Source organism: Luteimonas aestuarii (assembly GCF_004357985.1).
Lineage (GTDB): Bacteria > Pseudomonadota > Gammaproteobacteria > Xanthomonadales > Xanthomonadaceae > Luteimonas > Luteimonas aestuarii.
The window spans coordinates 39095-61358 of sequence record NZ_SMTF01000010.1; the positions used below are offsets into that span (position 1 = coordinate 39095).

Genomic DNA, 22264 nt, shown 5'->3' on the forward strand with positions numbered 1-22264 from the left:
CGCGAGGATGCGTGCTCCTGCTCCTGGCCTGCAGTCTGCTGGCAGGCTGCGGGCGCGAGCCGCCGCGCAAGATCGTGTTGATCGGCGGCGCTGCGAGCGAGGCGCCGGGGCGCCACGATTACCCCGACGGCATCCGCGCGCTGCAGGCGTTGCTGGAGGCCTCGCCCGATGCGCGCAAGGCCGGGGTCGAGGTCGTCGCGTTCCCCGACGGCTGGCCCGAGGATGCCTCCGCGCTGGAAGGCGCGCATGCGCTGGTCTGGTACTTCGATGGCCTCGACAGGCATCCGCTGACGGATCCTGCGCGACGCGCCCAGGTCGAGTGGCTGGTGCGCGAAGGCGTTGGCCTGGTGGCGCTGCACCAGGCCTCGACCGTGCCGACGGACGACGACCTCGGCTTGCGCGAGTGGCTGGGCGCGGTTCGTGCAGGCACCTTCGACCGCACGACCCAGTGGGCGCGGATCGAACCTGCCGTCCTGTCGCACCCGGTCGTGCGTGGCTTGCAGGCGTTCGAGCATCGCGACGAGTTCTATCCGACGCTGCGGTTCGCACCCGGCGCCCTGCCCGTGCTGGTCGCCGACCTCGACGTGCAGTACCGGCAGGGCGCGAGGCTGGTCGAGACCACGCCCGGGCGCGCGACGGTTGCGTGGACCTACACGCGCCCCGGTGGTGGACGGTCCTTCGGCTTCACCGGCACCCACTTCCTCGCCGCATTTGACGATGCGGCCATGCGCAAGGTCCTGCTCAACGCGATGTTGTGGAGCGCGGGCACCGAAGTGCGCGGAAAAGGCTCGCGCGACGCTCTCGGTGGCAGCGTATTCGCACACGCACCGGAAGCGCCGCAACGCCCGCGCGTGTCTGCCGACTGGCCCACGTTCCAGCGCGATCCGTTGCGCAGCGGTTGGGACGACGGCGGCAACGCGCCATCGCGCACGGACATCGTCGGCGGATCGTTCGGCCTTGCCTGGGAATCACCGCGGCTCGATGGCTTCGAAGGCCATCCACCGCGACTGTATGCGTCGCCGCTCTATCTCGATGCCTTGCGCCTCGGCGAAGGCCCGCTGCGCGGCGATACGTTCCCTGCGGTCATCGCGGCCAGCAATACCGGCTACGTGTATGCGGTGAACGCCGCAACCGTCGCTGATGTCGCCGCGGGACGAATCCTGTGGCGCACCCGCCTGGGCGCGCCGTGCCGCCTGCAGCCATCGCCGCTCGACGGGGTGCCCACCGGGATCCTGTCGACACCGGTGATCGACGTTGCCCGCGGTCGCCTCTACGTGACCCATTGCGATCCGGCCAACAGCTGGCAGGCGTATGCGCTCGACGTCCACACCGGGCACGTCCTGCCCGGATGGCCAGTGCGGCTGGACGAAGACACGTTGAATGCGGTGAACCGCAACGCCGGTCCACGGCGCGTTCCGCCGCGGCGCAAGCACGACTTCCGCGTGCAACGCGCAGCGCTCAACCTCAGTCCCGACGGCACGCGCCTGTACGTCGGCTTCGGCGAAACCGAAACCGGCTGGACCGTCTCGGTCGATACCGTGCAGGCACGCGTGCGAAGCGCCTTCGCCAGCCAGGCCATGCCGCACCGTGGTGCCGGCGGCATCTGGGGGTCCGGTGGCCCGGCCGTGGACGACGACGGCCATGTCTACGTGGTGACCGGCAGCGGTTTCGAGGGCTACAAGGACCAGCCACACGACTGGACGCAGTCCGTGATGAAGCTGTCCGACGAGGCCAGCGGCCTCACCCTGCGTGGCACCTACACGCCGTTCAACCACTGTCGTTCGGCGACGGCCGACATCGACCTCGGCTCTGGCGGCGCGATGCTGGTGCCCGCCCTGCCCGGCGAACCGCGGCTGATGGTGGTGGGCGGCAAACAGGGCAACGCCTACCTGCTCGACCGCGACCGCCTGCCGGGCAGGCTCGATAGCAGGCCGCGATGCGATACGCCCTCTTCGCAGGACGGGTCGCTGCTACCGCCGCAGGTACAGCCGCAATTCGGCGCGCGCGGCCCGCTGAACGCCTTTGGACCGTACTCCGAAGACGATGGTGCGATGGATATCGCACGGGCGCGATCGGTGCCGGCATTCTTCCGCGATGCGCAGGGTCGGCAACATGTCTTCCTGACCGGCAACACGCGCCGGCACGTCGCGATGCCGGAAGCGAAACCTCCCTCGCTGGTCAGGCTGCAGATCGAACGCCACACCGACGCGTCGCCCTACCTCCGCATCGCTGCGCGGCAAGACAGCGAAGTGATGCTCAACCCGGGCCCGCCCATGGTGACCAGCCGCAACGGGCAGGATGCCATCGTCTGGGTGCTGGACGAGAACGCACGGCGATCCACATCCCTGGCTGGAGACGATGCGCCACGACCCGTGCTGTATGCGTTCGACGCGGACACACTCACCCTGCTCTGGCGCAGCGCGCCGGGCCAGCTCTACACAAGCGGCAAGTACAACGCGCCTGCGTTCGCACGCGGCACGGCATTCGTCGGCACCGATCGCATCCAGGCTTTCCGCGTGGCTGAAACGCTGCTGTCGGGAGGCGCGGCGACCGCGCCTGCGCCGGCACTGCCGTCGAGACTGGAGGACGCCAGCGAGGCCAATATCGCTGCCGTCGATGCGGCAGCGCTTTACGCCGCGCGATGCGCGGCCTGCCACGACCATCCGTTCGGCAACATCCCGCCGCGCAGCGTTATCGCCGCGCATCCGCTGCCGCGTATCGTGGAGGCCTTGAGCCACGGCGCGATGCGCGTGCAGGCGTCCGGGCTCACCTCTGCAGAAATCCAGGCCCTGGGCCGGTACATGAAGCAATGAACGTGGAATCGGTACAACTCCATGGTCTGCTGGGCGAGGCGCTCGACGCCAACCGGCGCGGTCGCCTGTCGCAGTTCATCACCGGGCCGGACAGCCCGGCAATCGCGATCTTCAATCCTGTGCATCGCGACCACAACGAAGAAGGCGACTGGTACGGCGAGCACGCCGGCAAGTGGCTCGTGGCCGCGGCGAAAGCGGCTGCGCGCAGCGGCGATGCCGCCTTGCAGGCGAAGGTGGTCGCCGTGGCCGACCACCTGCTGTCGGTGCAGGACGATGATGGCTACCTCGGCAACTACGTCGCCTCGCGCCGCTTCATGGTGCCGCAGCCGCCGAAGCCGGAAAGCTGGAATGGCGAGCCGGCGCTGCGGACCTGGGACATCTGGACGCACAGCTACCTGCTGCTCGGCCTGGTCGAGGTGCATCGCTGCTTCGGACACGACCGCCACCTCGACGCCGCGCGCCGCATCGCCGACCTGTGCTGGCAGGTGTTCTGCGAAGACGGCATCGACATCACCAGCGTCGGCAACCACCATGGCATGTCGGCGTCGGTGCTGCTGGATCCTGCGGTCGACCTGTACACGTTGACCGGCGAAACGCGCTACCTGCAGCTTGCCGAGTGCGTGCTGGCGCAGGCCGATGCCAACCCGCGACTCGCGCTGCTGCAACGCGCGCTGGCAGGCGCCGATCCATCCGAGATCGCCACCGGCAAGGCCTACCAGCTGTGCTGGAACCTGGTGGGGCTGGCCAAGCTGCATCGCGCCACCGGCAATGCCGACTACGCACGCGCCCTGGGCCTGCAGTGGCAGGCGATCCGCGACCACCACATCAGCCTGGGTGGTGGCCCGTTCGGCGGCATCGGCCATCGTTCGCGCGAAGTGTTCAATCCCGCCTTCGTGTTCGATCCCGGGGCCTACGTCGAGACCTGCTCGATACTGGCGTGGCTGCAGCTCAATCGCGAGCTGCTGGCGATCACCGCCGACGTGCGCCACGCCGAAGAGATCGAGCGTACGGCGTACAACGACCTGCTGGGCGCGCAGGCCCCCAATGGCGAGGACTGGTGCTACTACTCCTTCGCCAACGGCCGCCGCATCCACACCAACTACTGGCGCTGCTGCAAATCCAGCGGCGCGATGGCGCTGGAGGAATTGCCGGCGGTGGCCTACACCGCCGATGCGCGAGGCGTGGCAGTGAACCTGCTGGGCCCGGGCGAGGCCATCCTGCGACTGGCGGACGGCAACGACGTCACGCTGCGCCAGCACACGGCGTATCCGTTCGACGGGGAGATCCGTATCGATGTGCTGCCGGCGGCGGCGACGCGGTTCCGCATCCGCGTACGCATACCGGAATGGGCGGAAGGCGCGATGCTTGCCATCGCGGCCGGTGCGCCGACGGCCGTGGCCGCGGGGCGTTATGCCGACATCGAGCGCGAATGGGCGCCGGGCGACACGGTCGCGTTGTCGCTGCCAATGCCGCCGCGCGTGCATCGCCGCACTTACCGCAACATCCAGGAATCGCGCGCGCCCGGCGGCGCGCCGGTGCGCCAGCAGGTGCTGCACTACAGCCATGTCGCGTTTACCCGCGGTCCGCTGGTGTATGCGACGGGGCTGGTGGATGGTTACAAGACCAGCGAAGTCGTGCGCCTGCCAGCGGCAGACGACCAGATCCGCGTCGAGACACTGCCGCCGACGGGCGATGAACCCGCGGCCACGCTGCGCGTGCATTTCGATGGCCGCCCGGCAATCGACTTCCTGCCGTACTACGGCCTGAATGGACGCATGGACCGCAGTTGGCGCATCACCTGGCTGGGGCTGGCACCCGGCCCGACCGGCGCCGATGCCGACGATTGCGGGCAGGTCTGACGATGGTGCAGTGGCTGGTTCGCGGGCGTACACAAGTTTCTGTGCACTCAGAAGGTAGTGTGGCTGACTGGATGCCCGGGCCCGCGGCGGCAACACTGCGGCGGATTCTGGCGCGGGACGCGCAAGGGAGGCCATCTTGACCACTTCGGTATTCGACCCTCCGCAGCGTGGCCATGGCGGCCCGCTGGCCGGCGTGCGCGTGCTGGACCTGAGCGCCTACATCGCCGGTCCGTATGGTTGTTCGCTGCTCGCCGACCAGGGCGCGGACGTGATCAAGGTCGAGCCTCCGGGCGGCGACAACCTCCGCAACTACCCGTCCACGCTGGAAGCCGAGAGCCGCGCGTTCCTTGGCGTGAACCGCAGCAAGCGCGGCGTGGTGCTCAACCTCAAGGCCGCCGACGATCGCGCCGTGCTGTACCGGCTGGTGCGCGACGCCGACGTACTGGTGCACAACTTCCGCCCCGGCGTGCCCGAGCGCCTGGGGATCGGTTTCGATGCACTGTCCGCGATCAACGCGCGCCTGGTCTATTGCGCGGTCACCGGCTATGGCGAAACCGGCCCGATGAAGGACAAGGCCGGGTACGACCAGGTGCTGCAGACGATGACCGGCATGTGCGTGATGCAGGGCAAGCGCGGCGGGACGCCCGAGATCATCTACGGCTCGGTCGTCGACTACTACGCCGCGGCGCTGCTGGCGGCCGGCGTGTCGTCGGCACTCTACGAACGCGAGCGCAGCGGCAAGGGCCAGTATGTCGGCGTGTCGCTGCTGCGCGCCGCATTGACCATGCAATCGGCGCGGATGGTCTGGGCCAAGGGCGAGGCGCTCGACATCGGCCGGGACATGCGCTCCGGTGGGGTCACCGGCATCCACCCCACCCGCGGGGGACACCTTTACGTATCTGCCAACACGCCGCGCTTCTGGCAGGCGCTGTGCCGGCTCACCGGGATGGACGACCTGCTCGAAGATCCACGCTATGCCAGCGTGCGCCTGCGTGCGCAGCACGCCGACGTGCTGGTGGAGCGCCTGCACGCGGCGCTGGCCGAGCGGACCGCGCTGGAGTGGGAAGCGCTGTTCGGCGATGAAGTGCCGTGCGCGGCCGCGCGGCCGGTGGAGGACATGTTCGAGCATCCGCAGGTGTTGGCCGAGGGCATGCTGGCCGAGGTGTCGCACCCCACCCTGGGCAGCTACCGCGGCGTGGCGCATCCGATCCGTTTCGGACGTACGCCGGGCCCGGACCCGTTCGCCGCACCCACGCTGGGGCAGCACGACCAGGACATCCGGGAAGCGACCACGGAGCGCGCCGCTTCGCGGCCGGCATTGCGATCGGTGGAGTGACTTGCCGTGGCGCGCTCAGGGGAATCCGACTGCCGAGCCGCCACCGCCTGCCGCAGGCGACGGCAACGGGGAGCCGCGGTCACCCGAGCCGGCGGGAGCCGGCAGTGCCTCCGGCTCGCCCTTCCAGCGCCGCGTGCTGCGCTGGAAGAACAGGCTGTTGGGGATGCGCAGCAGGCTTTCTCCGCCCTGCGGGTGGGTCTCGCGCAGGGTGACGTAGATCAGGTTCATGTCGACCACCTGTCCGCGCAGCCCCGGACGGTCGCCGCCTTCCAGCAGCTCGATGTGGTCCTGCAGCCGGAACGGCCGCGTGATCAGCAGCAGCAGTGCGCAGAAGAGGTTGGTGAGCACGCTCCACGCGGCGAAGAACGCGATCGCCGCCACCGCCGCGAAGCCGGTGAACGCCGTCCACAGTACGCTGCCGGACACGCCGAGACGTTCGAGCACCATCAGCAGCGCGCCGAATCCGATCAGGAAGGCGGCGATACGCCGCGCGCTGACCGTGATCTGGATCGGCAGGTCGTAGCGGCGCGACAGGCGCGAGATCAGCCGGTGCATCAGCGCCCGCAGCAACAGGGCGGCCAGCAGGATCAGCACCACCTGCGCCAGCAGGGTGGCTTCCACGTACCAGGCCTGCAGCCAGGCGGGCGACTGTTCTCGGAGGTTGGCGAGCATGCGTTCGGGCCGGTCGGGCGCGGGAATGGCCCGGGTGTGCGCGCATTCTAGCCAGCGCGCGCGTCGCGCCGGCCTTGATCAGAGCGACTTGAGGAACGCGACCACCGCCGCGCGATCCGTCGCAGACAGGGCTTCGTAGCGCTGCTTCGCCGCCGTGCCCTGGCCGCCGTGCCAGAGGATGGCTTCCTCCAGCGTTGCCGCGCGGCCATCGTGCAGGTAGCGCACGTTGGGGTCGATGGCCTCGGCCGTGCCGATGCCCCACAGCGGCGCTGTGCGCCATTCGCTCGCACGCGCGCGTCCCTCGACATAGGTATCGGCAAGTCCCGGGCCCATGTCATGCAGCAACAGGTCGGTGTAGGGGCGGATGCGCTGTTCGCGCAGCTCGGCGAAGGCATGGTTGCCGGTGGTCATCTCCGGCACATGGCACGCAGTGCAGCGCATCGTGTCGAACAGGGTCTCGCCGCGCGACACCACGGCCTGCATCTGCCGCGCGGAGGCGTCCAGTTCCAGCGGATTGTGGAAGTGGCGGCGTGGCGGCACGCCCAGCAGGCCGAGGTAGAGCGCGGTGGTCTCGATATCGGCCTGGGTGAGCCGGGCCACGCCGTCGTCGACCGTGCGACAGGCCGCGCCGGCGGTGCCACGCGCGCACTCCAGCCGCGGCGCCAGCGGCGAAGTCACGCCCATGTCGGTGTTGAACGCCACGGCGACCTGTTGCGCCAGCGTGGCCGTGGCCGCCTTCCAGCCGAAGCGGCCGACGCGGCGCACGCTCGGATCGCTGGCGTCCTGCACGACCTGCAACCGTCCGGCGATGCCATCGGGATCCGTCGCCTGCCGCGCGACGAACCGTTCCAGCGTGTCCTCCGACACCGCTTCCAGCAGGCCCAGCCCGACCAGCGACGGCGCGGTGCGCACCGACAGTGCCGGCGGCAATGGCAGCGCGTTGCCGGCGCGGTCGCGCAGCTCGTACACCGGTTTGCGCAGTACATAGGCCGTGCCGTCGCCAAACCGACCGGCGACCTCGTCGTGGCGCACGATGCGCAGTTCGCCCTCGCGGCCGTCCACGGTTTCGCCGCCTTCGGCGTAGCGGCCCTGCTGCAGGCGGTCGCCGAACCTCGGATCGTCCTGCTGCGCGCCGGTGGCGTTGAAGCTGCCGACGAACACGCCCAGTCGGCGCAGCGGCACCTGCACCTGCGGCGAGCTGCGGCCGTTGTCGTGGTGGCAGTCGACGCAGCGCGTCTGCGAGAACCGCGGCGCACTCTTCCCGGCGTGGGCGGCGAACACGGTGTTGCTTTCCTCCGAATGCCGACCGCTCAGGAACGAGGTGTGCAGCAGGCGCCGGCCTTCCGCCCACGGCTGCATGCGTGCACCGGCGATGTTGTGCGATGCCTGCATGAACATCCGGAACTGCTCGTCGGAGGCATTCTCGTGCAGGGTCATCCACGGCCCCGCCGACTGCGCATGGTGCGGTAGTTCCAGCGAATCGAGCGGGCGCTGCACCCCGTGGCCGGGGCCACGGAACCACGGCAGCAACCCGGGGGCACCGGCCTTGTAGACCAACGCGTCGGCGTAGTAGTTGAAGCGCCCGATCACGTCCGGGTTGCCGGCCAGGAAGATGCCCAGCTCGAACTCGACCAGGTCGCCGCGGCGCAGCGGGCGGTGGCCGTCGTTGGCGGCGGTACGGATTTCGGTGACCAGCACGAAATCGTTGCCGGGCGGACCCACGGGGGGCGTGTAGTTCGATTGCGGGTCGGGGACCAGCGTGGCGTAGTTGGCCAGCGGCGTGCTGCCGACGACCCCGCCGGGCAGCACCCGCATGCCGCCGTTGCTGGCGTACAGCGCCAGCGCGGTCGGTTCCAGCGGATCGTCGGCGCGGCGGCCGAGGAAGCCGTGGCGGAAGTTGGTGCCGTACCAGTAGTGCTGCGGCCTGACCACGATGGTCAGCACGCGGCGGTCGGGGTCTTCCGGCAGGCCGTTGTCGTAGATGACGATCTCGTGCGTGCGGCGCTCGAAGTAGTGCGGCGGGAAACGGCCGTAGCTGTCGTCGGTGAACGGCTCGCGCGCATGGCGGTTGCGCACCCGACCGGCGACGTGGGTGACCAAGGTACCGTCGGGCAAGCTGTATTGCGTGCGCGGTCCGCCGCCGGGCCATTGCAGCGGCCGGTATTCCGCCGAGCGCACCACCGGCGGCAGCGGTGGCAGCAGCGGTGCACCGCCGACCTGAGGCACGCGCGGGCCGCCTGCGACCAGGTGGAACAGCTGCGCCGTGGCACCGCTGCACCCCATCTGGACCAGTGCGACACCGGCCGCCGGCGACGCGCCGGCCAGCGCCAGGCACCGACCGCTGTGGACGTTGGCGATGCGGTAGCGGTCGCTGGTGCCAACGCGCTCGATACGGAAGCGCTGCGCACCGCTGCCGTTGTCGGTCCACTGCTGCACGCGGGCGCCATCGGCGGTCGAGGCGCCCGCGATGTCGACCACCTTGCCGCTGCCGAGGTTGCGCAGGCGCAGGCCACTGCCGGCGACATCGACGTCGAAGAACTGGAAGGCCCGCCCGGCGTCGCAGGCCGCCGTCACCACCGCAGCGCCGTCCTCGCGGATCCCGCGATCGATCTCGACGCAGTGGCCACCATGCACCGCGACCAGTTGATAGCGTCCGGGCGGCACGGGGTCGGTGGTGATGTTCATGGCCTGCGCTGCGGCCATGGCCCCGGACGCAGGCGGGATCGCACCCGTCTTGCCGCGGGAGGCAATCCACGTGCCATCGCCGCAGGCCACCAGCAGCAGGCTCGCCAGCAGCGCGCCGGCACCGACGCGGGGGCCCTGCCCGCCACGCATCATCGCCATCGTGGTCATCCGTCTTCCCTTGGTCGTCGTGCCGGTTGGCACGAGGAACCTCCCACGGACTTCTTACCAGCCATTACGGTCGCTGGCATGGCACCCATGCGTGAACCTCGCGCCAGGTCACGTTTCGCGGCGGCGTTGCCCCGGCTGGGCGGGGGGTGGGCGTGCCGGTATGATCACGGGCCCATGCCAGTCCCGGGTGCCGGGCGAAAGGAGACGAGTTCGTGGCCATCCATTCCCAGCAGCGCGACCGCATCGCATCGGGCAACGGTTTCATCGCCGCGCTCGACCAGAGCGGCGGCAGCACGCCGAAGGCGCTCAAGCTCTACGGCATCGAGGAATCGGAATACGCCGGCGACGCCGAGATGTTCGCGCTGGTGCACGCGATGCGCGAACGCATCGTCAGCAGCCCGGCGTTCAACGGCGAGCGCGTGTTCGGCGCGATCCTGTTCGAGCGCACCATGGACGACAAGTTCGGCGGCAAGGACGCGGTGGCCTACCTGTGGGAAGACAAGGGCGTGGTGCCGTTCCTGAAGATCGACAAGGGCCTGGAGGACGAGGCCGATGGCGTGCAGCGGCTCAAGCCGATCCCCGGCCTGTCCGGACTGCTGGCGCGGGCGAAGGCCAAGGGCGTGTTCGGCACCAAGGAGCGCTCGGTCATCAAGCAGAACAACGCCAAGGGCATCGCCGACGTGCTCGACCAGCAGTTCGAACTCGGCCAGCAGGTGCTCGACGCCGGCCTGGTGCCGATCATCGAGCCGGAAGTCGACATCAATGCCGCCGACAAGGCAGCGATCGAGGTCGAACTGAAGCAGGGCCTGCTGGCGCGACTGGACAAGGTCGATCCTGCCACCCCGGTGATCCTCAAGCTCACCCTGCCCAGTGTGGACGGCTACTTCCGCGAGCTGGTCGACCACCCCAGCGTGCTGAAGGTGGTGGCGCTGTCGGGCGGCTACAGCCGCGACGACGCCAATGCCAAGCTGGCGAAAAATCCGGGCGTGGTCGCCAGCTTCAGCCGCGCGTTGAGCGAAGGGCTGAGCGCGAAGCAGAGCGACGAGGAGTTCAACGCGGCGCTTGATGCCTCCATCGAATCGATCTATCGCGCTTCGATCGCCTGACTTGCCGTGTCGCAGGACGGAAGGCCGGCGCTTGTCGCCGGCCTTTTCCTTGGTGCACGTATGCGGGTGCGCTAGAGCCCGGTCCGCGCCTTCACCGCATCCTCGTGCAGCGACTCGTTGAGCTGGTCGACCACCATCGCCCACGCCGCATCGACGCGCAGTTGCTCGGAGACGAACTGGCGCTGCGCGTCGCTCCAGTACGGCGCCTCGGTGAGCTTCACGTCCGCGGGCAGCTGGTGGCTGCGGATGAACGTGGCGATGTCGGCCTCGCCGGCATCCAGGCCGAGCTGCAGGAACAGGTTGGTCATGCTGGGTTCGGTCGCGTCCATCGGGGCTCCCTTCGATGCGTCGGCATGGAATGTCGTCCGGCACGGTAGCGGCGGCGGATCGAACGCCGCGTGATGCCAGTGCGATCAGTCGACGGCCACGGATGGCGCGGGCAGCGATGGCACCGGCGTCGGCTGGCCCAGCGGATCCAGGGCGATCATCACGAACTTGCCGCGGGTGCACAGCTTGCGCTCGCCATTGAGCAGGTTCTCGGTGATGACCTCGACCTCGACATGCATCGAGCTGCGCCCCACCTTGGCGATCCGCGCGACCACTTCGACCAGGTCGCCCTTGTGGATCGGCTGGTTGAAATCGACCTGTTCGGAACGGGCGGTGACCACGGTACTGCGCGCGTAGCGCGAGGCGGCGATGAACGCCGCCATGTCCATCCACGCCAGCGCCTGCCCGCCGAACAGGGTGCCCAAGTGGTTGGTGTGGTCGGGGAAGACCATGTGCAGCAGGCGCGCCTCGGTGGGCGGCGCGGCGATGGCGGCGATCTCAGGCATGCGTGTACTCCGGTTGCAGAACGCGATGCCCTCCCGGTGGCGAGCATGGCTGAATCCCGGGCTGGCGTCGACACTCCATCGGCCGGGCAATGCCACAACCGGACGCCGATGCCGGCGACGGGCGACAACGCCAGGCCTTGCCGACGCATCGCCCGGTTCAGAACGCCTCGTCGAACGCCACCTCGCCCTCCACGCCGACCTGGTAGGCGGACACGCGGCGCTCGAAGAAGTTGGTCAGCTCCTGCACGTCCTGCAGGTCCATGAACGGGAACGGGTTGCGCGAGCCGAAGTGCCTGGGCATGCCCAGCTGCGCCATGCGCTGGTCGGCGCAGTACTGCAGGTACTCGCGCATGTCCTTGAGCGACAGCCCTGCGACGCCGCCCGACAGCGTGTCCTCGGCAAAGGCGTACTCGCACGCCACCGCCTCTTCCATCATCTCCACCACCTGGCGCCTGAAGTCGTCGTCCACCAGGTCCGGTTCTTCCTCGCGCGCGGTGCGGATCACCTCGAACGCGAACGCCATGTGCGCGCTCTCGTCGCGGAACACCCAGTTGGTGCCGCTGGCCAGCCCATGCAGCAGGCCGCGCGAACGCAGGTAGTACACGTAGGCGAACGCGCCGAAGAAGAACAGGCCTTCGATGCAGCCCGCGAAGCACACCATGTTCAGCAGGAACTGGCGGCGCTGCTCGCGCGTCTCGATGCGCTGCACGTCCTGCAGCGAGTCGATCCACTTGAAGCAGAACTCGGCCTTGCGCCGGATCGACGGGATGTTCTCGGTCGCGGCGAAGGCCTTGGCGCGCGCGGCCGGGTCGGGCAGGTAGGTGTCGAGCAGGGTCAGGTAGAACTGCACGTGCAGCGCTTCCTCGTACAGCTGCCGCGACAGGTACATGCGCGCTTCCGGCGCGTTGATGTGCTGGTACAGGTTGAGCACCAGGTTGTTGGACACGATGGAGTCGCCGGTGGCGAAGAATGCGACCAGGCGTTCGATCAGGTGGCGCTCGGCCGGGCCGAACTTGTGCTTCAGGTCGTGGGTGTCCAGCGAGAAGTCCACTTCCTCCACCGTCCAGGTGTTGCGGATGGCGTTGCGGTACATCTCGTAGAACTGCGGGTAGCGCATCGGGCGCAGGGTGAGTTCGAACCCGGGGTCGAGCAGGAGTTGGCGGTTGTGGGTGGACATCAGTCTTCTTCTTTTGGCCCCTTCCCCCGCGTGCGGGGAAGGTTGGGATGGGGGCGCGAAGCGCGAGGGTTGGCGTGGCGGCGGTGGCCCCCACCCCGGCCCTCCCCCGTGAACGGGGCAGGGTGACAAGCAGGGTGAGGGGTGAACGGCTACTGGCAGGCCTCGCAGCTCTCCGGGTTCTCCAGCGAACAGGCGATGGCGTCGTCGGGCGTGTATGCCGATCTCGGCGCATCCGCGGCCACGCTGCCCACGGTGGTCTTGGCGATCTTCGTCGCCGGGCGCGAGCGCAGGTAGTACGTGGTCTTGATGCCCTTCTTCCACGCGTACATGTACATCGACGACAGCGCTCCGATCTTCGGGCTTTCCATGAACAGGTTGAGCGACGCGGACTGGTCGATGAAGGCGCCGCGGTCGGCGGCCATGTCGATCAGCGCACGCATCGGCACTTCCCAGGTGGTGCGGTAGATGCTGCGCAACACCTCGGGGATCTCCGGGATCGACTGGATCGAGCCTTCGGCCAGCTTGATCGCGTCGCGCATCTCCGGCGTCCACAGCCCCAGCTTCTTCAGCTCGGCCACCAGGTAACGGTTGACCTGCAGGAAGTCGCCCGACAGCGTCTCGCGCTTGAACAGGTTGCTGGTCTGCGGCTCGACGCATTCGTAGCAGCCGGCGATCGAGGCGATGGTCGCGGTGGGCGCGATGGCGACCAGCAGCGAGTTGCGCAGGCCGTGGGTCTTGATCCGTTCGCGCAGCGCATCCCAGCGCTCGGCGTTGTCGGGTACCACGCCCCAGGCGTCGAACTGCAGTTCGCCACCGGCCGCGCGCGTGTCGGCGAACGACGGGTGCTTGCCTCGCTCCTGCGCCAGTTCGCACGAGGTTTCCAGCGCGTGGAAGTAGATGGTCTCGGCGATCCGCGCCGACAGCGCGCGTGCGCCCTCGCTGTCGAACGGCAGGCGCAGGCGGAAGAACACGTCCTGCAGGCCCATGCAGCCCAGCCCCACCGGACGCCAGCGCAGGTTGCCGCGGCGCGCGGATTCGATCGGGTAGAAGTTGAGGTCGATCACCCGGTCGAGCTGGCGCACCGCGAGGCGCACGGTCTCGGCCAGCTTGTCGAAATCGAACTGGCCGTCGCCGTCGAAATGGCGCGACAGGTTGATCGAACCAAGGTTGCACACCGCGGTTTCCTCGGCCGAGGTGACCTCGAGGATCTCGGTGCACAGGTTGGACAGGTGGATCACGTTGCCGGCGCGCAGCGTCTGGTTGCTGGCGCGGTTGCACTTGTCCTTGAACGTCATCCAGCCGTTGCCGGTCTGCGCCAGCGTGCGCATCATCCGCGCGTAAAGCTCGCGCGCCTTGACCGTCTTCACCGCCCTGCCCTGCGTTTCGGCCTGCTCGTACGCGCGCTCGAAGGCTTCGCCGTACAGGTCGGTGAACTCGGGCACGATGCGCGGATCGAACAGCGACCACTCGGCGTCGGCCTCGACCCGGCGCATGAACAGGTCCGGGATCCAGTTGGCCAGGTTGAGGTTGTGCGTGCGCCGCGCCTCGTCGCCGGTGTTGTCGCGCAGTTCGAGGAATTCCTCCACGTCCGCATGCCACGGCTCCAGGTACACGCAGGCCGCGCCCTTGCGCTTGCCGCCCTGGTTGACCGCGGCGACCGAGGAGTCCAGCGTCTTCAGCCACGGCACGATGCCGTTGCTGTGGCCGTTGGTCGACTTGATCAGCGAGCCGCGCGAACGCACCCGGGTGAAGCTCACCCCGATGCCGCCGCTGAACTTCGACAGCTGCGCGATGTCGCCGTACTTCTGGTAGATCGATTCCAGCGTGTCGGTGGGCGAATCGAGCAGGAAGCACGACGACAGCTGTTCGTGCGTGGTGCCGCTGTTGAACAGCGTCGGCGACGACGGCAGGTAATCGAGTTCGGCCATGCGCCGGTACAGCGCCAGGGCCTCGGGTACGTCCTCGGAGAGCGCGCAGGCGATGCGCAGGAAGAACTGCTGCGGGGTCTCGATCACCTTGCGCGTGTGCGGGTGGCGCAGCAGGTAGCGGTCGTACAGCGTGCGCAGGCCGAAGTAATCGAAACCGGCGTCCAGCGACACGTCGATGGCGTCGTTGAGCTTGCGCGCATTGGCCTGCACGAAGCCGAGCAGGCGGTCGTTGATCAGCCCCACCTCGTGCCCGCGCGCGACCGATTGCGAGAACGCGTGGATCTCCTGCCCCATCACTTCCTTGGCGACCACGCCCGCCAGCAGGCGCGCGGCCAAGCGGCTGTACTCGGGCTCCTCGCCGGTCAGCAGCGCGGCGGTGCGGATCGACAGCTCGTCGAGTTCCTGCGTGGTCGCGCCGTCGTACAGGCCGCTGATGGTGCGGGTGGCGACGCGCATCGGCTCGACCGCGTGCAGGCCCTCGGCGGCGCGGGTGACCGCGCGCACGATCTTGTTGAGGTCCACCGCCTCGCTGCCGCCGTTGCGCTTGGTCACGCGCATGGTGGTGGCGGTGGGCGGCGGAGTCAGGTTGAATCCATTGCCGGGCGACGCATCGTTGCGCGTTGCGGCCTCGGCGCGGCCGGCTTCGGCCACGACGGTGTCGATCTGGGTCATGTTGCGGTCCTCCATGCGGATGCACGGCGCGCGCCTGTCCCTCGAAGGCGAGCGTGGCGTGGGACCTGCAAGGTGGAACGGAGGCGTCGCAGGGACCGCGACCACGGGCGTGGCGCGAACTGCTTCGCCAGCCCTCTCCCCCCGGAGATCCTTCGGCCGGCACCGCGCGGCGTGCATGCGCGCGGCTGTCGGCAGGTCTTCGGACTCGTGGACGCGGAAGGCCTGGCCTTCCTCCTAGCCCATCGCTTCCCGGAGGCTGCGCTCCAGTGCCAATGACGGGTTCGTTTCCACCTACCGCTGCGGGGCAGTGCCGGGTTGGGTGCGAAGGCACCTGGACCGGCTTCCCTTTTCATCCCGCGGCTTGCGGCCGCGGGAACCGACGGCCACAACATAGTGGGGTGTCATGGAATCGTCAACACGAAATGTTGTGGAACAAGGCCTGCGGTGGTTCCACGGGCCTGGCCTGCGACCGGGCGCGAGGCCAGTGGATCGCGCGTTGCATGCCGCCCCGCGACACCGGGTGGGAGGCGATGCGTGCCCCGTGGCCCGCTTGCAATGACGCAAGGCCCGCGGCGGGGCTTCCGCCCTACGCGCGCAACGCATACTCGAGTGCAGTCGGTCGAGCGTGGGGAAGCGGGATGGCAGCAGTGGCAGGATGGCGGACGCTGGTCGCGGCAAGCGTGCTCGCAGTGTCCATGGCACCCGGTCCGGCGGCACCGGCACCACGGCCGATCACGCCCGCCGACCTGGTCCAGCTGCACCAGGTCGAGGCCCCGCGCTTCGATCCCGCCGGGCGGCGCGTGGCCTACGTGGTGCGGGCGCATGTCGACGATGCGGACGAACGGAGCAGCCGGATCCGGATCGTGCCGGCGGAAGGCGCGGGTGACGTGCACGAGGTCCCGACTCCGGACGGTGCGGGCGACCATGCGCCACAGTGGTCGCCGGATGGGCGCTGGCTCGCCTTCCTGTCCGATCGTGGCGGGACGCAAGACGAGGAGGCCGCCACGCGCGTGTGGCGCATCCCGGCCGAGGGCGGCCAGGCGCAGCCCGTCACCGAGGCGGGGGTGTCGGTGTCGTCGTTCTGGTGGTCCCCCGACGGGCGTCGCATCGCCTACGCCGCCGAGGACCCGCGCCCCGATCCGGACAAGTCCGGCGAGGTGGTGGAGGTGGACCGTCACGACCGTTTCGCACGGCTGTGGGTGCACGACATCGATACCGGCGCGGCGCGCGTGCTCACCCCGCCACGCGTGCACGTGCTGGACGCGGCATGGTCCCCGGACGGCAATCGTTTCGTCTTGCGGGTTGCCGATGCGCCGACGATCAACGACTACTGGTACCGCTCGCGCATCGTCCTGCACGATGCCGAAGGCGGCGACCTCGGCCCCACCGTGTTCGCCCGCGCCGCGGCACGCGACCTGGCGTGGTCGCCGGATGGGACGCGGCTGCTGTACTCGGAGCTGCATGCGCATGCGATGAGCGCCGACGCGATCGTCCACGACCTCGCCACCGGCACCCGTACCGTGGTGGCGCACGACTGGCCGGGCACGACCTGGAACGTGCGCTGGCGCGACGCTTCGTCGCTCGTCGTACAGGGCCTGCGTGGCGTGCGCAGCGAGTTCCTGGCGGTCGACGCAGACACCGGCCGTGCGCGGATGCTGGCGCGCGTGCAGTCCGCCGGCAACGGCTTCAGCGTGTCGCCCGATGGCACGATCGCGTACGTGGGCATGGCGTCGGACATGCCCGCGGACATCTGGTTGCTGCGCGATGGCGATGCCTCCCCGCTGACCCGCAGCCACCCCCAGGTCGCGCAATGGGCGCGCGGCGAAGTGCGCGAGCTGTCGTGGAGCAGTTCGCGCGACGGGCTGCCGATCCACGGCGTGCTGGTCTTGCCGCCGGGCGAACGCGAGGGTCCGCTGCCGGCGCTGGTGCAGATCCACGGCGGTCCGGCATGGGCGTGGTGGTCGGGCTGGATGGGATCGTGGCACGACTGGGGGCAATTCCTGGCGTCGCATGGCTATGCGGTGCTGCTGCCCAACCCGCGGGGCTCGGAAGGCCAGGGCCAGGCGTTCGCCGAAGCCAGCCGCAACGACTGGGGCGGCGCGGACCTGCAGGACGTCCTGGATGGCGTGGATGTACTCGTGGCCGAGGGCCTCCTCGACCCGGCGCGACTGGCCATCGGTGGCTGGAGCTACGGGGGCTATCTGTCTGCGATGGCGGTGGCGAGGACCGATCGCTTCCGTACCGCGATCGTCGGCGCCGGGGTCAGCGACATCGGTGCGATGGCGCTGACCACCGACACGCCCGACTACCTGCCCGGCTATTTCGGCGATCCCGTCGAGCGGCGCGCGCACTACGACCGGCATTCGCCCATCCGCCACGTCGGCCGGATCGCCGTGCCGATGCTGATCCTGCACGGCGACCGGGACACCCGCGTCCCGCTCGACCAGGGCCGGATGCTGCATCGCGCACTCGCCTTCCAGGGAACGCCGGTGACGATGGTGCGCTACCCAGGCGCGCGCCACTGGCTGAGCGATCGGCGCCAGGAAACCGACCTGCTCGAGCGCGTGCTCGACTGGCTCGACAGGCACCTGCAGGCGCCCTGATCCATCGCCGCGGGCGGTGTGTTCGCGGCTTGGCCTGAATTCGATGGCATCCGACCCACGCGATGCAATCGACAGGCCCTGCCCGGCCCATATTCGAAGTGCAGACAAAGAGCACCCTGCTTTCGACGCCGATCATTGCCAGCCAGCCGAACCACTTCCGGGGAACCACATGACCATCCGCAGCACGCCTCCCCGCCTCGGCGGACATTGTCGCCGCATCCTCGCCGGCGCGATTTCGCTCGTCCTCATCGCGGGCGCCGCGCATGCGCAGCAGGCGGACCCTGCCACGAGCCGCAGCGCTTCGGACCTGGACCGCGTGGTCGTGACCGCGCCCGACTACGTGCCGTCCGGCAGCATGACCGCCACCAAGTCCGGCGCGCCGCTGATAGAAACGCCGCAGTCGATCTCGGTGGTGACCCGCGACCAGATCGACCTGCTCGGCTTCACCGACGTGCAGCAGGCGATCCGCTACACGGCCGGCATCGTCGGCGAGAACTACGGGCCCGACCTGCGCTTCGACTTCCTCACGCTGCGCGGCTTCACCCCCAAGCAGTACATCGACGGCCTGCAGGCGCCGATCACCACCACCATCTTCAACGTGGGCGTGGACCTGTATGGGTTCCAGGAAGTGGACGTGCTGAAGGGCCCGGCCGCGGTGCTGTACGGCAATTCGCCGCCGGGCGGCATCTACAACCTCACCAGCCGTCGCGCGGAGCAGACCTTCGGCGGCGAACTGGGCGTGCGCTTCGGCAACGAGGACTACAAGCAGGTGCACGGCACGGTGACCGGCTCGCTGGCCGACGGCCTGGCCGCGCGCGCCACCCTGCTCTACCGCGACCGCGGTTCGCAGACCGACCACGTCACCGGCGAGCGCACCTACTTCGCGCCCACCTTCACCTGGGACATCGGCGAGCGCACTTCGCTGACCGGCCTGGCGTACTACCAGAAGGACGCCAACACCGGCGAGACCAACGGCTACCTGCCGGCCCACGGCACCCGGCTCGGCAATCCCAACGGCGTGATCCCGCGCAGCCGCAACCTCGGCGAGCCGGACTACAACCGCTACGACCGCACGCAGAGCGCGATCGGCTGGGACTTCCGCCATGCCTTCAACGACCGCGTGTCGTTCCAGCAGAACGCGAAGTGGTACGACTACCAGGAAGAGCGGTTGATCGTGTACTCGGCCGGTTTCCAGGCCGACATGCGCACGGTCAATCGCAACAGCTACCCGTGGGCCGAGGACGTGGAGGGAATGGCGATCGACAACCGCTTCAGCTTCGGGTTCGGGCAAGGCGCGCGCCATTCGCTGCTGGTGGGCTACGACTACCGCGAGCTGGAGAACTTCGCGCGCTACGGCTTCACCGCCGCACCGCCGCTGGATGCCTTCAACCCGGTGTACGGTGCCTCGCCGATCGTCACCCCGGAGCGCTCGATCGTGTTCAACAACCAGCGTGTGCGCCAGGGCGGACTCTACGTACAGGACCAGATCAAGGCCGGCAACGTGGTGGCGACCCTGAGCGGCCGCTACGACGACGTCAACCTGCACAACAAGCAGACCGGCAACACCACCAGGCAGGATGAATTCACCTGGCGGGCGGGGTTGAACTACGTGTTCGACAGTGGCTGGGCACCGTACGTCAGCTACGGCACCTCGTTCGAGCCCGTGCTCGGTGTCGATTCCGAGACCGGCGAGGAGTTCAAGCCCAGCACCAGTGCACAGGTCGAGGCGGGCGTGAAGTTCGATGCACGCGCGCTGCCGGCGGGCGTGCGCCTGTTCGCGACCGCGGCGCTGTACCGCATCCAGCAGGACAACCTGGTCAGCCTGCAGTCCGGGCAGACGCCGATGTCAGGCCGACAGCTCGGCGAGGTCCAGGTCCAGGGCGCGGAGCTGGAAGTGGTGGCGCGCATCCACGACCGCTGGAGCATCAATGGCTCTTACACCTACACCGATTCGGAAGTGGTGCGTGACGCGGCCGGCTTCGCGGCGGGCGCACCGCTGCCGACCACGCCCGAACACAAGCTCACCGGCCTGGTCGATTACACCCTGCAGGAAGGGAGCCTCGCCGGACTCGGCTTCGGCCTGGGAGGTCGTTACCTCAGCAAGTCCGCCGGCAGCCTGCCGGGGCAGTGGAACCCTGAAGTGATCGATACAAAATCGACCATGATCTGGGATGCGATCGTCCACTACGACCGCGACAACTGGCGCTTCGCGCTCAATGCCACCAACCTGTTCGACAAGGAGTACGTGGGCCGCTGTTCGGCCATCGCCAACTGCATCTACGGGCAAGGGCGGCAACTCATGGCCAGCGTGACCTGGCGGCTCTGATCGCGCATTCCCGGCCCGGTCCGCCGGGTCATCCCTCGGGCAGGCCAGCGATGGCCTGCCTTCCTGTGTGCTGAGGCCGCGTCGGCGCTTCGTCGGATGCCAGGCAGGCGGCCATTCTCCGGTCGTGAAGACCGGCCGGCCTGCGGGCATTCAACAGGATGGTGGTGACGCATTCCTGCGCATCGGCTGCGCTCGCGCCCTGTCCGACGGATGTGGGCCGCGACCGGAGGAGACCGAGGATGCCCGCGGCCCGATCCGGGAGGCGCGATGGCTGCTCGCGCAGCGGACGCCGTGCAGGGATGCCCTCGCCTGGGCGTCGAAACGCCGGGAGAGGGTGGCGGCGACGGCGCAGTGGCGACATGCGGCCCGTATGGCCCGGTCAGTCGTTGCGCATCCGGCGCATCCACTCGACCAGGGACGCGTCGGGGTGCCCGTCGACAATCTCGCCGAACGTCGCAGGTGCTTCGTCCTGCCCGAGCTTGAAGGTCGCATGCGCCTGCACCACATGGGCGCGGAACGCGATGATGTGCTGGCGCAACTGGTCGTAGCGCGGACCCATGCGTTCGACGGTCCACGGCGCATCGTGGACGGCCTCCAGGTGCCGGGCGAGGCGGACCAGCGACGCGTCGGTTTCGTCCGGCACGAACTCGACCCGCACGTCGAACCGGGCCACCGCGTAGTTCCAGGTCGGGCCCCAGTCCGGCTTCGACACCAGCCGTGGCGTGATGTAGCCCTGCGGCCCGTTGAACAGCAGCAGGGCGCGCGGCGCATGGCGCAGCGTTTCGACAAGCGGGTTGCGCAGCGCGAGGTGCCCGAACAGCGCCACGATGCGGCCATCGCCATCGCCATCGCATTCGGCCAGCAGCGGCAGCGGCGTCGCGGGGGCATCCCCTGTGCGTGGGACCACCCAGGCCAGCGGATGCCGGCGCACCAGCGCGAGGACGTCGGCGTGGTTGCGCGGATCGAACGGGGCGCTCATGCCAGGCCCAGTTGCTGCCGCAACCAGGCGGCTGCGTCGTCGATCGCGTGGCCCGCCAGCGGCGCGATCGACATCGCTTCCAGGAAGCTGTGCGTCGCGCCACGGTAGGTGCGCGCGTCGGTGTCCACGCCCGCTTCGCGCAGCGCCTCGGCCATGGCATGGTTGCCATCGGCCAGGATGTCGCATTCGGCAATCGCCATGAAGGCTGGCGGCAAGCCGCGCAGGTCGGCCAGCAGCGGCATTGCAAGCGGATCCCGGCGATCGTCGTCGCTGCGCAGGTAGTTGTCCCAGAAGCGCTGCATCTCGCCGGACTCGAGCATGTAGTCCGGGCCATCGTAGCGGTCCCACGAAGCCGTGCGGCGGTCGGTGTACACGCCATAGTTGAGCAGCATCGCCGACAGCATTGCGTGTCCCGCTGCCCGCAGGTGCAGCTGGCTGGCAACCGACAGGTTCGCGCCCGCCGAGTCGCCGCCAATCGCCATTCGCGAGGATTCGATCCCGTGCGCGTCGCCATGCCCGCGAAGCCAGCCGATCACATCGACGGTCTCCTCCAGCGCGCGCGGGAACCTGGCTTCGGGCGACAGGCTGTAGTCCACCGCCACCACGGCCACGCCGGCGCGCGCTGCGTATTCGCGCATGAGGCGGTCGTGGGTATCGATGCTGAACATGGTCCAGCCGCCGCCGTGCAGGTAGACCAGCGCCGGCAGCGTGGTGCCGGCGACAGGCCTCAGGATGCGGATGCGTGTCTGCAGCGCGCCCACGTGGAGCTCTTCGACGGAGGCCATGCCAGGCCCACCCGCGCTCCACTGCGCGCGCACCGCTTCGGCAATGCGGCGCGCCTCGGGCAGCGAGGCGGACGGCAGTTCGGGATACGCCGCGTAACCGGCGTTCATGCGCTGCAGGAACAGGCGGATCCGCGGATCGACGTCGTCTTGCGGGCCCTTGCCCGTTTGCGCGCTGGCGTTGTCCATGCCGTCCTCCCCGTGGAGCGGCCACGTTAGCGTCGGAGGCGCTGCGATGGCGACCGGGACAGGCCGAAGACTCTCGCGGTTGGGCCAGATAGGCGTGCGTGCGGGCGGATGCGCTTGCGGTGTCCCTCCGGTTGCG

The 22264-nt window shown here is 69.1% G+C and carries 14 protein-coding genes and 1 riboswitch; of the genes, 6 read left to right on the top strand and 8 right to left on the bottom strand.

Annotated features, from left to right (window positions below; all coding sequences use genetic code 11):
• The first annotated feature begins 11 nt into the window (after positions 1–11).
• The 3 genes from E2F46_RS12010 (at position 12) to E2F46_RS12020 (ending at position 6008) form a co-directional block, all read left to right on the top strand.
• The gene (locus E2F46_RS12010; RefSeq protein ID WP_165967451.1) at positions 12–2813 is read left to right on the top strand and encodes a ThuA domain-containing protein; all 2802 of its coding nucleotides are present in this window, start codon (positions 12–14) and stop codon (positions 2811–2813) included.
• A gap of 2 nt (positions 2814–2815) precedes the next feature.
• A complete protein-coding gene (locus E2F46_RS12015) occupies positions 2816–4672 on the top strand; it encodes a glycoside hydrolase family 127 protein (protein WP_425599832.1) in 1857 nt (618 codons plus the stop codon).
• A 136-nt stretch (positions 4673–4808) separates the two neighbouring features.
• Positions 4809–6008 (top strand): CaiB/BaiF CoA transferase family protein, encoded by a 1200-nt coding sequence (locus E2F46_RS12020; protein WP_133322352.1) that lies wholly within the window; start codon positions 4809–4811, stop codon positions 6006–6008.
• A 15-nt stretch (positions 6009–6023) separates the two neighbouring features.
• Here E2F46_RS12020 and E2F46_RS12025 read toward each other — a convergent pair whose 3' ends face one another.
• Both E2F46_RS12025 and E2F46_RS12030 read right to left on the bottom strand, forming a co-directional pair.
• Entirely contained in the window at positions 6024–6680 is a 657-nt protein-coding gene (locus E2F46_RS12025) for a mechanosensitive ion channel domain-containing protein (protein ID WP_133322354.1), read from the bottom strand.
• A gap of 78 nt (positions 6681–6758) precedes the next feature.
• On the bottom strand, positions 6759–9533 hold the full coding sequence (locus tag E2F46_RS12030; RefSeq protein WP_133322357.1) for a di-heme oxidoredictase family protein: 2775 nt from the start codon (positions 9531–9533) through the stop codon (positions 6759–6761).
• A gap of 212 nt (positions 9534–9745) precedes the next feature.
• Here E2F46_RS12030 and E2F46_RS12035 point away from each other — a divergent pair, with 212 nt between their 5' ends.
• Positions 9746–10639, top strand: a complete 894-nt coding sequence (locus tag E2F46_RS12035) for a fructose bisphosphate aldolase (RefSeq protein ID WP_133322359.1) — start codon at positions 9746–9748, stop codon at positions 10637–10639.
• A 71-nt stretch (positions 10640–10710) separates the two neighbouring features.
• Here the strand turns inward: E2F46_RS12035 and E2F46_RS12040 are convergent, their stop codons facing one another.
• The 4 genes from E2F46_RS12040 to E2F46_RS12055 form a co-directional block, all read right to left on the bottom strand.
• Positions 10711–10968: a DUF2789 domain-containing protein gene (locus E2F46_RS12040; RefSeq protein WP_133322361.1), complete on the bottom strand. Its 258-nt coding sequence runs from the start codon at positions 10966–10968 to the stop codon at positions 10711–10713.
• A gap of 84 nt (positions 10969–11052) precedes the next feature.
• Positions 11053–11472 carry an acyl-CoA thioesterase gene (locus tag E2F46_RS12045; RefSeq protein WP_133322363.1) on the bottom strand — a complete coding sequence of 140 codons (420 nt, stop codon included), beginning with the start codon at positions 11470–11472 and terminating at the stop codon, positions 11053–11055.
• Positions 11473–11629: 157 nt separating this feature from the next.
• Positions 11630–12649 carry a ribonucleotide-diphosphate reductase subunit beta gene (locus E2F46_RS12050; protein ID WP_133322365.1) on the bottom strand — a complete coding sequence of 340 codons (1020 nt, stop codon included), beginning with the start codon at positions 12647–12649 and terminating at the stop codon, positions 11630–11632.
• 149 nt (positions 12650–12798) lie between these two features.
• Positions 12799–15135, bottom strand: a complete 2337-nt coding sequence (locus tag E2F46_RS12055; RefSeq protein WP_243720410.1) for a ribonucleoside-diphosphate reductase subunit alpha — start codon at positions 15133–15135, stop codon at positions 12799–12801.
• A gap of 287 nt (positions 15136–15422) precedes the next feature.
• Positions 15423–15645, bottom strand: a riboswitch (cobalamin riboswitch).
• A gap of 299 nt (positions 15646–15944) precedes the next feature.
• On the opposite strand from E2F46_RS12055, the gene E2F46_RS12060 reads away from it, so the two are divergent.
• Together E2F46_RS12060 and E2F46_RS12065 are read left to right on the top strand one after the other, a co-directional pair.
• Positions 15945–17852 carry a S9 family peptidase gene (locus E2F46_RS12060; protein WP_165967452.1) on the top strand — a complete coding sequence of 636 codons (1908 nt, stop codon included), beginning with the start codon at positions 15945–15947 and terminating at the stop codon, positions 17850–17852.
• A gap of 169 nt (positions 17853–18021) precedes the next feature.
• Positions 18022–20178, top strand: coding sequence for a TonB-dependent siderophore receptor (locus E2F46_RS12065; RefSeq protein ID WP_133322371.1), 2157 nt, complete (start codon positions 18022–18024; stop codon positions 20176–20178).
• Positions 20179–20557: 379 nt separating this feature from the next.
• Here the strand turns inward: E2F46_RS12065 and E2F46_RS12070 are convergent, their stop codons facing one another.
• Together E2F46_RS12070 and E2F46_RS12075 are read right to left on the bottom strand one after the other, a co-directional pair.
• Complete coding sequence (locus E2F46_RS12070) at positions 20558–21157, bottom strand: FMN-binding negative transcriptional regulator (RefSeq protein WP_133322373.1); 600 nt, start codon at positions 21155–21157, stop codon at positions 20558–20560.
• Positions 21154–22128 (bottom strand): alpha/beta hydrolase fold domain-containing protein, encoded by a 975-nt coding sequence (locus E2F46_RS12075; protein ID WP_133322375.1) that lies wholly within the window; start codon positions 22126–22128, stop codon positions 21154–21156. The genes E2F46_RS12070 and E2F46_RS12075 overlap by 4 nt, the downstream gene beginning before the upstream one ends.
• Between the last annotated feature and the right edge of the window lie 136 nt (positions 22129–22264).

Coding starts and splice junctions, on each gene's coding strand:
- E2F46_RS12045 (WP_133322363.1), bottom strand. CDS start 11,472: ATGCCTGAGATCGCCGCCATCGCCGCGCCGCCCACCGAGGCGCGCCTG.
- E2F46_RS12075 (WP_133322375.1), bottom strand. CDS start 22,128: ATGGACAACGCCAGCGCGCAAACGGGCAAGGGCCCGCAAGACGACGTC.
- E2F46_RS12070 (WP_133322373.1), bottom strand. CDS start 21,157: ATGAGCGCCCCGTTCGATCCGCGCAACCACGCCGACGTCCTCGCGCTG.
- E2F46_RS12050 (WP_133322365.1), bottom strand. CDS start 12,649: ATGTCCACCCACAACCGCCAACTCCTGCTCGACCCCGGGTTCGAACTC.
- E2F46_RS12030 (WP_133322357.1), bottom strand. CDS start 9,533: ATGACCACGATGGCGATGATGCGTGGCGGGCAGGGCCCCCGCGTCGGT.
- E2F46_RS12065 (WP_133322371.1), top strand. CDS start 18,022: ATGACCATCCGCAGCACGCCTCCCCGCCTCGGCGGACATTGTCGCCGC.
- E2F46_RS12060 (WP_165967452.1), top strand. CDS start 15,945: ATGGCACCCGGTCCGGCGGCACCGGCACCACGGCCGATCACGCCCGCC.
- E2F46_RS12040 (WP_133322361.1), bottom strand. CDS start 10,968: ATGGACGCGACCGAACCCAGCATGACCAACCTGTTCCTGCAGCTCGGC.
- E2F46_RS12055 (WP_243720410.1), bottom strand. CDS start 15,135: ATGCGCGTGACCAAGCGCAACGGCGGCAGCGAGGCGGTGGACCTCAAC.
- E2F46_RS12025 (WP_133322354.1), bottom strand. CDS start 6,680: ATGCTCGCCAACCTCCGAGAACAGTCGCCCGCCTGGCTGCAGGCCTGG.